The 13,308-nt window shown below is 42.8% G+C and carries 9 protein-coding genes; 6 read left to right on the forward strand and 3 right to left on the reverse strand.

All coding sequences use genetic code 11. The features are described 5' to 3' along the window. Together AAC037_RS07230 and AAC037_RS07235 are read left to right on the forward strand one after the other, a co-directional pair. The coding region (locus AAC037_RS07230; protein WP_339902349.1) for a TIM-barrel domain-containing protein at positions 1–1,554 on the forward strand (1,554 nt) is incomplete at its 5' end. Between the two features lie 49 nt (positions 1,555–1,603). After that, on the forward strand, positions 1,604–2,569 hold the full coding sequence (locus tag AAC037_RS07235; protein ID WP_339902350.1) for an alpha/beta hydrolase: 966 nt from the start codon (positions 1,604–1,606) through the stop codon (positions 2,567–2,569). 378 nt (positions 2,570–2,947) lie between these two features. Here AAC037_RS07235 and AAC037_RS07240 read toward each other — a convergent pair whose 3' ends face one another. The 3 genes from AAC037_RS07240 to AAC037_RS07250 form a co-directional block, all read right to left on the reverse strand. After that, positions 2,948–5,050: a VCBS repeat-containing protein gene (locus AAC037_RS07240; protein WP_339902351.1), complete on the reverse strand. Its 2,103-nt coding sequence runs from the start codon at positions 5,048–5,050 to the stop codon at positions 2,948–2,950. 19 nt (positions 5,051–5,069) lie between these two features. Beyond that, complete coding sequence (locus tag AAC037_RS07245; RefSeq protein WP_339902352.1) at positions 5,070–6,173, reverse strand: DUF5009 domain-containing protein; 1,104 nt, start codon at positions 6,171–6,173, stop codon at positions 5,070–5,072. A gap of 181 nt (positions 6,174–6,354) precedes the next feature. Beyond that, on the reverse strand, positions 6,355–7,554 hold the full coding sequence (locus AAC037_RS07250; RefSeq protein WP_339902353.1) for a sialidase family protein: 1,200 nt from the start codon (positions 7,552–7,554) through the stop codon (positions 6,355–6,357). Between the two features lie 319 nt (positions 7,555–7,873). Here AAC037_RS07250 and AAC037_RS07255 point away from each other — a divergent pair, with 319 nt between their 5' ends. The 4 genes from AAC037_RS07255 to AAC037_RS07270 all read left to right on the forward strand — a co-directional run. After that, complete coding sequence (locus AAC037_RS07255; RefSeq protein ID WP_339902354.1) at positions 7,874–8,467, forward strand: Crp/Fnr family transcriptional regulator; 594 nt, start codon at positions 7,874–7,876, stop codon at positions 8,465–8,467. 69 nt (positions 8,468–8,536) lie between these two features. Further along, the gene (locus AAC037_RS07260; protein ID WP_339902355.1) at positions 8,537–9,415 is read left to right on the forward strand and encodes a pirin family protein; all 879 of its coding nucleotides are present in this window, start codon (positions 8,537–8,539) and stop codon (positions 9,413–9,415) included. A gap of 852 nt (positions 9,416–10,267) precedes the next feature. Further along, positions 10,268–12,049 (forward strand): FAD-dependent oxidoreductase, encoded by a 1,782-nt coding sequence (locus AAC037_RS07265; RefSeq protein ID WP_339902356.1) that lies wholly within the window; start codon positions 10,268–10,270, stop codon positions 12,047–12,049. Further along, on the forward strand, positions 12,046–13,308 hold a 1,263-nt coding region (locus tag AAC037_RS07270), incomplete at its 3' end, for a 2-oxoacid:acceptor oxidoreductase family protein (RefSeq protein WP_339902357.1). The genes AAC037_RS07265 and AAC037_RS07270, both read left to right, overlap by 4 nt.

Here is a 13,308-nt window from a genome sequence, read left to right on the forward strand (position 1 = left end):
GAACACGACATTCCCGTTAGGACCATACTTATTGACAGTCCTTGGGCCTACCGGTACAATGATTTCAAAGTGGACACCACACTTTATCCGGATTATAAAAACTGGTTCTTTAAGCTTCAAGACGAAGGGTATCGTGTAGTGTTGTGGATGACAACCATGGTCAACTCTTATAACAAAGACCTCCAACTGAAAGAAGATCCTACCTGGTTTGAAGAAGCAAAATCCAAAAGATACCTTGTCTCTGATGGGATAGAGAACAAATGGTGGAAAGGAAGAGGCGGGTTTATTGATTACACCAATCCTGAGGCCATGAAATGGTGGCGTGGCATGCAGCAGGAGGTATTTGATTTGGGAATAGATGGCTGGAAGCTGGATGGTACCGCCACTTTATTTTGGAAAAACATTGGAGGCATCCCTTTCTTCTACAAAAAAACTGCTTCAGGTCTTATGACCACGCGAACCTATATGGACCATTATTACCGAGATGAATACCGGCATGGTCTGACACAGAACCCTGAATTTGTCACCTTGTCAAGATCCATGGACCGAGGTTTTCATCCGGAAGGTTTTGCTCCCTTTGATGCTTCACCGGTAAACTGGGTAGGTGACCAAACACATGAATGGGTGACCAGTGAAATGCTAGAAGAAGCCAAAGAAGACAAGGTAGACATTGCACTGGAAGGTATTCAGGGTTTTGAATCCGCGATTACAAGCATCCTAAAAAGTGCTGATTTGGGCTACAATATCATAGGATCTGATATTGCGGGATTTTCGGGAAATAAAATCCCAGCGAGATTATACATTAGGTGGGCGCAATTTTCCGCATTCAATGGCTTGTTTTTAAACGGCGGACATGGGGAACGAAGGCTTTGGAAACGCAGTGAGGAAGAATTAAATATCATTCGAGAATACTCTTGGTTGCACACCGAGTTGGTTCCCTACATGTATCATTATGTGGTTACAGCCCATAAAGGTGGAAGGGTACTCATGCAACCCCTAGAAGGGAAATATCATTATATGTTTGGGGAAAGTCTATTGGTTGCACCCATTTATCAGGACAGATTGGTAAATGAAGTCAAACTCCCGAAAGGGAAGTGGCGCTATTGGTTTGATGATACAAAGCTAATCGAAGGGCCCACCACTTTTGAACAAGAATTTCCATTGGAAGAATACCCGGTTTTTATCAAAGAAGGAGCCATCGTACCAATGAACATCAAACGCGCTTACACAGGGATAGGAAAACCTGAGGATGAAGGTTATTTAACTTTCCTAATTTATCCTGATCTGGAAGAATCCAATTTTGAGGTGTTTAGGGAAAAGGATAAAAGCACGGTCTTGACTTATAAAAACTCAGGAAAAAACTTACAGGTTGAAATTTCCGGAAAACAAATTCCACACATCCTAAATATCTTCTCCCAAGACAAACCTTCAAATATAACTTTGGATGGAAAACTACGCTTAGAAGGAGTTGATTATGAATACAACCCGGAGACAAAAAAATTAAAAATTAAAACCTCAACTTACAGCAAAGGCCAATACCTTATCCAATATTAACCCGAATCCTATGGACAAACATTGCTTAATTAAGATCAAACATCGCATTATGAAAAATACACTTCTTGTACTATTTACCTTATTCAGTTTATTGGGATGCAAAACTGCTGCTACAGACCCTGACCGCCCACTCAAAGCACCCAAGGGATACATGAATGAAACACTCCTCAAAATGGCCTACGGTTCGGGAATGTTGGAATTAATCGATTCGAAACCTCCAGTACCGGATGATTTAGAGGCAATAAAAGATATCACATATAAAACCATTGGAGATGTTGACTTACAATTGGATATCTACAAACAGAAAGGCTTGAAAGCTCCTGCCCCTACGATGGTATTTATCCATGGTGGAGCTTGGAAAAAAGGTAAAAGACAGGATTATTTGCCCTATATGATCGATTACGCCCAAAAAGGTTATGTTACGGTAACCCTCTCCTACAGGCTATCAGGTGTTGCGAAATTTCCGGCAGCTGCCCAGGATGTCAATTGTGGAATCAAATGGGTCAAACAACATGCAGCTGATTATGGCATTGACCCGGATCGCATGGCGTTGATCGGAGGCTCTGCGGGTGGACACCTTTCGCTATTGCTCGGTTATGGAGGGGATGAAGCACTATTCAACCAAGATTGTAAGGAGCTTGGCACAGATAGTAAGATAAAGGCGATTGTAGATTTTTATGGCCCTGTAGACATCACTACTCCCTATGCCATTACCACAGAGCAGGTACTTAGTTTTATGGGCGCTACTTATGAAGAAATCCCTGAGATGTACAAACTTGCCTCACCAAGTACCTTTATCAGCCCGGATGATCCTCCAACGTTAATTTTCCAGGGAACCATCGACTCCTTGGTCCCTGTCAGCCAATCCGACTCCCTTGCCAGCTGGTTAAATCAGGCCGGTGTTAAACATGATTACCACCGACTCAAAGGCTGGCCACATACCATGGATGCTGCCAAAAAAGTGAATGAATATGCTCAATTTTATATTGATGCTTTTCTGGAGAAGTATTTGTAATATTATTCCTATAGCTAAATAAAACCCATATTTTGAAAGCTACAATTAATTAAGATTCCATTGAAAAATTCTATCTGACTCCAACAGGTTAACAAAAATCTCTATGTAAATGCCGATTTTAAAGTTTAATAAATCCGAAAAGCCCAGAGGGGTGCCAAATTTGTAGACAGGGGCGTGAGCCCCTGTTGAAACCATTGATTTCAACACGATTTTGGCGGCATTGTTACAGAAAAATAGCAACAATGCCGCCAAAATCTTGAGGAATATTAGATTCAAAACGTTGTTTATACATGTTTAAGCATCCCTGTTAAAACTAAAAAAAAAGAGGATACATGCACCATTGCCTATATCCTCGCTTTAATTATTTACCAAAAGCATTTACCGCTTAAAATAAGGGTAGTTTGCTGGGCCTTGTTTTCCTGTAGTAGTCATGGTAGAGGTGATATCAAAACTTGAGCGTTGCCAATAATAGAATTGCCCTGTTTCGGTTCCCACTACAAGATCCGGCACACCATCTTGATTAAAATCTGACACCACCGGACCATCGGTATGCCCCATCAAGGTTTTGGACAACACCCTCCCCATGTATTCCAATACCAATTTACCATCCTTCATGCCTTTGTTCTTCATCCAGTCTACTGCCGGCTTAGAGGATACAATCAGGTCGTCCAGTCCATCCCAATCGTGAAAAGTGATTTTCAACCGCCCACTGCTCGACCCTGTACGCTGATTGAGCAAAATGGGTTGACCATCAGGAAAGACAAAATTCCTTTGTGGATGCATCAGTACTAATTTATCGTTCACCTTTTTTCGAGGATACACTGCCAAATAACCTTCATGGTCCAGCATGACCAAATCATTTAACCCATCTTCATTAAAATCCATAATCAATGGAGATGTTCTCCAAGGAGCCAACAATTCATTGTCTGCTTTGGCCACACCGGGCACCCAGGCAGGTCGCTGTGGTTCGCCTTCCCATTCCACGTACAATGGCTTTGGAGCTGCAAGTTTAGGGGCTTTCTTGCTACCAGTATTTTTAAAAAACACAATATTTCCATTGTGTTCATTGGCCAGAATATCCGGCAAATCATCTTCATCCCAATAACCCACATCAATGGTGCTATACCCCCAAATTGGGGCCTCAGTATTGGGAAGGGCTTCCGTTTGAATCAACCGGATAGGCTCTCCATCTGCCTCAAGCAATTGAGGAGCATCCCAAACAGGATCCTTCCCTCCCAGGTTTTTGATAAAGCCAATGTGTCCTACACCGTTTCCACTAATAATATCGTCCAATCCATCATCATCCCAATCGAAAATCCTAGGAGCTACCAAAGCCCCAAAATCCACGTATTTTGCCTCCTGTTGAATAAACACCGGTGCAGCAAATTGTGGCAAACCATCCTTGATTTCTCCTGTATGCTTAAGGTAGGAGATTTTTCCATCTTCATCACCGGCAAGAAGATCGATAAAACCATCTTTATTCCAATCAATTGCAGTCTGATGCATGGTGGCCCTGGACTCATATTGGATAGGGAGTCCGTCAATTTTCAAAGCTCTCCCGGGACCATACGCATATTCCGTGGCAGAACCGGTATTTTCGAAGTAAATAATAAAATCATCGTTCCAGTCAATGTCAAAATTTTCATGGTTTTTACCAATGCTTAAAAAATCATAGTCTCCATCATTGTCAAAATCCGCAAACATGGGTTTCATTGATAACCCTTCAGATAAAGGAGATCCATCTGATTTCAACAGTCTTTGGGGATTTTCATACACAGGATCCTCATTTGTACCGCTGTTTTTCAGAAACAATACATGGCTCTTTCCATCCGTAACAAAATCAAGATTTTCGGCTGCTTTGCCCAATTTTCCACGATAAGTTCTGGATTTGTCCCGGGTGGCCACTGCCATCAAATCATGTAGGCCATCCCCATCAAAATCAATAATTTTCCATTCTGTTTTGCAATTGTGCAGGTAATCATAGCCTTCATCAGGTAAATGCACTTCATTTTCATCCCAAAAGACATTTTGAGGCACATTTTTATAAATCAACAATTTCTCCCTTACCCTGTCAGGTGTAAGTACATGCACCCTGCCATCTACATATGAAGCCTGAAATCTTGAACCATCATCTCCAAGTCTCCTTCGCTCAAAGGAAACTTTCATCCTTCTTCTGAAAACAGGCATTTCTGTATTGCCGGATATATTCTCAAAATAGAAAATCCCCGATTCCGTATAGCTTCCGGATTCTGAAATCAACAAATCCAGATCTCCATCCCCATCAAAGTCCATGGGCATGGGTACGGCTTTAAAACCAGCATCCAAGTCCACCAACAACCCGGGATTATTATACGCCAGTTTGTGAAGCATATTGTCACCATACATGCTTGATTCTGCAGAAGGCTGGTTCGTTCCACAGGAAAAGAGGAAAAGGCTACCTATTGCTAAAATAGGCAGCCAGGTTTTAATGGGTTCAATCATTATTGTAAAATGTTTATTGCTATATTTTAATATAAGTATTGTTTTTATACATGTACCAAAGGATTAGGTATAGCAAACCAAAGCCACCAAGTGTAGTCAAAGCCCCATAATATGCTCCTGTATATTGTTCTAACCCGAACATTAGAAAATCTGCTATATCAGGAAAACTTATCACATGGGAAAGCACATAAGCAGTAATGGCGTTCATCCCGATCACCTTAAACATAAAGGCCCATTTATACTTACCTTTTACATCTATGATCCAGTAAAAAATGGCTAATAAAATAAAACATACCCCTGAGGATGCCAATACAAATGAGCTGGTCCATATCTTTTTGACTATTGGATGCCAGATACCCCAAATCATGCCTAAGGCAAGTCCTGCTATTCCGGCCAACAAAAGGTAAAGAGCTACTTTTTTACGGGGGAGTGCGGATTTTATCAGTTCTCCTGCAAACAAACCGGAAAGCGTTGTGGCGATGAATCCAAAACCTGTCAATACCCAAGTGTATTGATAGCCATCATCAAACCGCCCCAATACCAAATGGTCAAAATACAACGCATAATTTTTATCAGGAAGAATCACACTTTGACCAACTCCCGGAACATTGGGAACTGTGAGTATCAAGGCATAAATGATCAAACATGCAGCAAACATAATATAGCGCCCATTCTTGCTCAAATAAATAAAAGCCAGACAAGAAAAGAAATAACCTACAGCAATGGCTTGAAGGGTATTGCTAAAGATTTTAAAGGTATTGATATCCAAAGCCAATAAATTCCCTTGCACAATCCAGCCTAGAAAAAACAGGATCAAAACCCGCTTAAAGAGTTTTTTATAAATTTGGGCCTTGCCCGTATTTTCCTGCATCCTTTTGGACAAGGAAAAAGGAATAACAGCCCCCACCATAAATAAAAAGAGAGGCATGATGATATCATAAAAGGTAGACCCAAACCAATCGGGATGGCTAAATTGATCGGCTAGAAAGGCTGTAAAAGGCGATTGCCCACCCTTATGCAGCATTGCAAAAAAACGGTCTGCAAAAATAATAAACAACATATCAAATCCCCTCAGTGCATCTATGGAGAGGATTCTGTTTGGCTTAATGGCATGTTCAGTCATAAAAACTTGGCTTTGGTGGTTAATGGTATCAATAAATCGTTTTCATTCAATTAAAGTGTCCAAATACTATAGGTAAATACCCTTACCCTCCGTGTTTGGTCTATGTGAAATTCAGGAATTAAAACCTAAATAAGTAATTAATTATCTATCAGCAATACAATCGTAGCACCCGGGATAAAGGCTATTTCCCAAAAAGTTTGTTCCGCTTTTTCCATTTAATCTTGGCTACATAAACACTGCCATCGCTACCATACTGCTCCACTCCCTCCGGCTGCATCCATTCGGAAACGGTTACCCATGTTTCTTTGGGACTAATCTCGGTAATACCAAAATTACCCAGCCTGGCTCCTCTTTCCGGCACCAATATCACTTCAGTATCACGTATTACTGCCAGCTTTTCCGTATCTACTTGGGCCATAAATAAGGGTGCTCGATGCCTAAACACATGGTCATTGTCCGCTCCTTTTCTGGTATAAACCAAATATAAAGCGTCGGAATGCCTGACCCAATGCTGTTGGGTATTGTAATTGCCTAAAAGAGAACCATCGTCGAAAGTCCAAGGTTTGATGGCCTCATAATTCAAACCATCCGCACTGGTTGTGATATAACCTTGCAGGTCATTTCTAATGGTTAGAAAATATTTACCCCCAAATTCCATCAAAGAGGGTTCATGCAAACCTCTTGTATCATTGTCCACCTTTAAGGAATTGCCTTTTTTCAAAAAACGCAACTCCTTACCGTCAAAACTACAATGACAGACCACCACTCTTGAATTTTTTCCCGGAGGTTTATAGTAAATAGGCAATAAGATAGAACCATCAGGTAAATCCAATCGCTGCACACAGCCGGCGCCTGCACTGAAAAACGTTTCACCTTCCGGCATTTCGAGCTTTTTCCAAGACAACCAGTCTTCTGCTTGTGGATCATATACTGAGTAGGCTGTATGCCTGGGTCGGGGATTGGCCACTTTCCATTCCGGGGTGTACACGATGGTATGCCCTATCCCCAGCAATACACCGGTTTTACTGTGCCACTTGGGCCAAAAATCCGCTGCTGCCACAGGCCGTTCCTGCCCATTTATATCTTCAATTCTAGGTGCCAAAGGTTCCGATTTCCGGGGTTTGGTCCAGGTTTTTCCGCCATCTTTGCTTAGGATTTGGTACATGCCTTTAAAGACATCGCTCCCCTCCAGATCCAGGGTACTCATGGTCATGACTATTTCCTTTGACCCATCCACTGTGCCCGCTCTGGGATGCACCCAGCATTGTTTGCCGTCAAACAACTTGGCTACTACATCGAGACTATGGCTAAATTTAGGAGCAAATGGGGCTTTGGAAAAAGAAAAACCTACCTGTGGTAGACCTATTGCTAAAACGGACATACTGCTTTTTAAAAGAAATCCTCTTCGGGTAGCCATGTTAAAGATTTTTGGGAAATGGAGAATAATGAACCAATATTAAGGAAACATACGGAAAAACACCCTTACAAACCACCGTTTTTTCACAAATTAACAATACTATTATCTGATTGGTAATTACCAAACTCCTTTTAAGGGTTCTTCTAAAGTAAGACCACCTGTAGAAAAGAAATCATAAAGCAGATTTTCACCGTATGATTTTCAGATGGCCGGTATATTTCTGTAAATTCAGGCCTTGGCAAGGAGTCGATCTTTAGCAACAAACCTCAGGTTACCGAAAACAATGAAACACACCACGTTTAAAACTTTCTTGACTTCAAACCTTATGATTGAAGAAAAGGAAATTATATCAATCCTTGAAAATTGTAAGGTAAAACAGGTGAAAAAAGATGAATTTTTACTGAGAAAGAACGAACATTGCAGCCATACTTTTTTCGTAGAAAAAGGACTTTTAAGACAATATTCTATTGACAATAAAGGCAAAGAGCATGTCTTGTCCTTTGCACCTGAAAACTGGTTTGTAACCGATCGTGAAAGCAGTTATTTTAACCAGCCTTCTGTTTATTTCATCCAGGCATTGGAGGACAGTCAAGTGGTGTTTTTAGACGAAAGCTTTATTCAAATGCTTTCAAATAAGGTCCCAAATTTCACGGATTTCAACAATCGACTGCTACACAATCATATCCGCCATTTGCAAAACAGAATCAACCTATTGCTGAGTACAAATGCAGAAGACAGGTATTTACAGTTTGTAAAAATGTACCCGGATATACTTTTGAGGGTTCCTCAGACAATGGTGGCCTCTTATCTGGGCATTACACCGGAAAGCCTAAGCCGGGTCCGAAAAGAACTGGCGAAAAAAAATTTCAAGGGATAGCTTCTTATCATAGATCAATGCACAGAGGTTCTCTACTTGGTAAATTTGTAGTACTAAACAATAAGAGCTATGAAAACAAGAACAGTAGAATTGATAGCAAGTCCCAAAGACCCTCACTTTGTAGGTGATGGTTTTCGTGTGCATAATTTTATCCCCAGTGGTTACAGGTTGGATATGCAGAGGGTAAACCCTTTTATTATGTTGGATTACAATTCACCCTATAAATTCCCTCCTTCAAGTCAGCCTAAGGGGGTGGGCGTTCATCCCCACAGAGGATTTGAAACGGTAACAATTGCTTACAAAGGCAAAGTGGCACATCATGACAGCAGTGGTGGTGGCGGAGTAATCGGCGAAGGAGATGTGCAGTGGATGACAGCAGCGAGTGGTGTATTGCACAAAGAATACCATGAAGAAGAATGGAGCAAAACCGGTGGAGAATTTCAGATGGTACAACTTTGGGTCAACCTGCCCGCCAAGGACAAAATGAGTTCCCCTAAGTATCAGGCCATAAAAAATAAGGAAATCCCTCGCCAGCAGTTGGAAGACAATGCAGGGGAGATTGAAGTGATAGCAGGTGCCTACAAAGAAGTCCAAGGTGTGGCCTCCACTTTCACCCCCTTGCACATGATGAATGCTAAATTAAACAAAGGAGGGAAAGTAGATTTTGATTTCCCTGCTCATTACAATACTGTCTTACTGGTTTTGGAAGGAAGTATTGAGATCAACGGTAGCGAAAAAACGCCAACCAATCACTTGGCATTAATGGCAAATGATGGAGAAAACTTCACTATAGAGGCAAGTGAAGATTCCGTGGTTTTGGTGCTCAGTGGAGCACCAATTGATGAACCCATTGCTGCCCATGGCCCTTTTGTCATGAACACCAAGGAGGAGTTAATGGAAGCATTCAATGACTTTAACAATGGTAAATTTGGCTATTTAGAAGATTAATAGTCTATGAAAAAACAAATTCGAAAATTAAATTTATAGTCTTCCCGGTTACCGGATCCTGAGCGGAGACGAAGGAGTAGGTTTTACGGATACGTCACCCTATAGCTTCGGCTCCGCTCAGCCACCGGGTATTGAGTTCACTCAGCCGTTAGGTATCGGCTCCGCTCAGCCGCCGGGTTTGATGTGAAGCAGCTTGATCTAAATAGATGCTTAGAGGTTTTTGATTAAGTACCGCTTTTGATGTATGCCCCGTCCTGAAAAAAGTTTACAGTTTTAAAATTTATTGTTTGTTAGTACTACCCCAAATTTACAAGCGATCTACCTGCTAGTTTTATCAGCCCAATTAATTTCAGAATATCAGCTATAAATACCTTTTTCTGCAATTCCCCCTTGACAAGGGGGATTCTGATGCGGTTTGATATCATACTGGACCCTGGGCGGAAGGGGTAGGTATTACGCGTACGTAACCCTAAGGCTTCGGCTCCGCTCAGCCGCCGGGTTTGGTATTACCATGATAGCACCCGGTTGAGCTGCTACATTGAATACTGTCATTTTGATTTTAAAAAAGTTAATTCTGAGCATATCGATTTTATTAAGAACGCCCTCACTGCAAACACATATTTTTGAGGGGCAATCGCGCTGTACAAAGTTGACCCAATTTTACCCAAGCGAATTAGGAGAAAACAAATACAAAGCAGACCGAAAAAACATAAATACAGGAAGGAAAATGGGCTAAGTGTTAAAAATGTTCTCCAATAATTTGGTTTGCAGGGTTAAGTTTTCTAAAATTAATCTGAATTAGCAACAACGACCTTTCCTCCCACAAAGTAAAGGTCAAAACCCAAAATAATAATGAAGCCTACCGATACGAGTAATCCGGAGTATTACCACAAGGTAGTGGACTGTCAGTACGCCTGTCCAGCCCACACACCGGTCCCTGAGTACATCCGAAAAATTGCAGAAGAAAAGTACACCGAAGCCTATATGATCAATTGGGAATCCAATGTATTCCCCGGGGTTTTAGGCAGAACCTGCGACCGCCCTTGTGAACCTGCATGCAGAAGAGGAAGAGTAGAAGAAGAACCCGTAGCCATTTGCAGGTTAAAGCGGGTGGCTGCAGACAATAAAGGGGATGTAAAAGCCCTGATGCCTCACGCTCCGTTTCCTTCGAATGGCAAAAAAATAGCTTTGATAGGCGGAGGCCCTGCTTCATTGACAGTGGCCAGAGACCTGGCACCACTGGGCTATGAAATCCACTTGTTTGACGAACAGATTGCCGGAGGGGGCATGATGCGAAGCCAGATCCCAGCATTCCGGCTTCCAGAAGAAGTACTCAATGAGGAAGTCAACTATATCTTGGATTTAGGCATCCATACCCAGTTTATGCATTATGTAGACAGCCTAAAAGGTGTGCTGGAGCAGGATTATGATGCGGTATTTGTAGGCACAGGAGCCCCCAGAGGGCGTGACCTGCCTAAACTTCCCGGAAGACAAGAAGCAGATGCCAACATCCATATAGGCATTGAATGGCTGGCCAGTGTGGCCTTTGAACACACCAAAAAAATCGGCAAAAAAGTAATTGTTTTGGGCGGAGGAAATACCGCCATGGATTGTTGCCGTACCTCTCGCCGTCTGGGTGGAGAAAGTGTAAAAGTGGTAGTTAGAAGTCCATTCAAGGACATGAAAGCCTCTCCCTGGGAGAAAGAAGATGCCCAACACGAAGACATTGATATCTTCGACAACCATGTACCACTCAGTTTCGAAGTAGAAAATGGCAAGCTGATCGGTATGAAATTCCAGAAAGTGGATGCCGTCTATGACGACAAGGGCAAAAGAAAATTAATCCCAACCGGCGAGCCGGACGTTTTTATAGAAGCAGACGAGGTTTTGATTGCCATAGGTCAGGAAAACAGCTTCCCGTGGATAGAAAGGGACATAGGACTTGAGTTTAACGAATGGGAAATGCCTACGGTAGATAAGGTTACTTTCCAATCTACAAATCCAAGGGTCTTTTTTGGAGGTGATGCAGCCTTTGGACCGGAGAACGTTATCACGGCTGTGGCACATGGACACCAGGCAGCTGTATCCATGCATTTATTCTGCGAGCAAAAAGACCTTACAAAACGGCCTGCTCCGTTTACCAAGCTCTTCAGCACCAAAATGGGCATCCATGAATGGAGTTACGACAGCCCGGTAACCAACGACGAACGATTTTTGGTGCCTCAGGCAGAGAAATCCCTAACCTTGGTAGACAGAAAAAAAGAAGTCGAACTGGGATTTAACCTACCCACAGGCTTTAAAGAAGCCCAACGTTGCCTGAACTGTGATGTGCAAACGGAATTCACAGAGGACCGCTGCATAGAATGCGATGCCTGTATGGACGTTTGTCCCACTTCATGCATCACCTTTACCGGCAATGAACCGGAAGAAGACCAATTGAGGGAAAAATTACTGGTACCGGCGACCAATAAATCTCAGGATATTTTGGTGTCAGACACACTCAAGACCGGCAGGGTCATGGTTAAGGATGAAGATGTATGTCTTCACTGCGGACTATGTGCCGAAAGATGCCCCACCTCCGCCTGGGACATGCAACAATATTTTTACAGTGTAACAAAAGCAGGAAGTATATGAAGGAGCAACAAACCATTGCCCACCCTCAAGCAAGAGTAAATGATTTCGTAGCACGGTTTGCCAATGTCAACGGCACCGGCTCAGCAAGTGCCAATTTTCTATTTGCCAAAGCCATCTTCAGGATGGGAATTCCCGTCACCCCTAAAAATATTTTCCCTTCCAATATACAAGGGCTTCCTACCTGGTATGAGGTAAGGGTCAGTGAAAAGGGCTACCTGGGACGCAGAGAAGGCATAGACCTGCTCATAGCAGTCAATGCCCAAAGTATGAAGCAGGACATAGAAAGCGTCCATCCCGGAGGCTACCTGATGTACGACAGCACCAAAAAACTGCATACGGATATGATCCGGGGGGATATCCATTACTTGGGAGTCCCCATGATGGAAATGGCTAATGCAAACTACAGCAACCCAAGACAAAGGCAACTGTTCAAAAACATCATTTACGTAGGTGCCCTTTCTGTTTTGCTAAACATAGAGTTTGAGGTATTGGAAACATTGCTCAAGGAGCAATTTGCCGGCAAAGAAAAGCTGATAGCTCCGAATGTAAAAGCCCTGCAACTGGGAATGGATTATGCAAAAAAGCATTTTGACTACCCCCTACCCATAAGACTGGAAAGAAGAGACCTCGTCAAGGATAAAATCCTGGTGGATGGAAATACAGCCTGTGGACTGGGTGCCGTATATGGTGGAGCAACGGTCATGGCTTGGTACCCCATCACCCCTTCAACTTCTGTTGCAGAGGCATTTGAAAAATTCGCAAGCAAATACCGAGTAGATCCCGAAACAGGAAAGAAAAACTATGCCATCGTTCAGGCTGAAGATGAACTGGCAGCCATGGGAATGGTCATCGGTGCCAACTGGAATGGGGCAAGATCCCTGACAGCCACAAGTGGCCCGGGGGTCTCACTAATGAGTGAATTTATAGGTCTGGCTTATTTTGCAGAAGTACCTGCCGTATTGGTAGATGTGCAAAGGGCTGGCCCCAGTACCGGCATGCCCACAAGAACGCAACAGTCGGACATTACCATCGCCGCCTATGCCTCCCATGGGGATAGCAAGCACCCTTTGTTATTCCCCTCTACTCCCAAAGAGTGTTTTGAAATGACAGCTACCTCCTTTGATCTGGCAGATCGCCTTCAGACCCCCATCATACTGATGACAGATCTGGATCTGGGCATGAACGATCATATGAGCGAGCCATTTACATGGGATGCTGAAAAGAAATATGACAGAGGAAAAGTATTAAACAGGGAAGAG

The organism is uncultured Cyclobacterium sp. (assembly GCF_963976465.1).
Lineage (GTDB): Bacteria > Bacteroidota > Bacteroidia > Cytophagales > Cyclobacteriaceae > Cyclobacterium.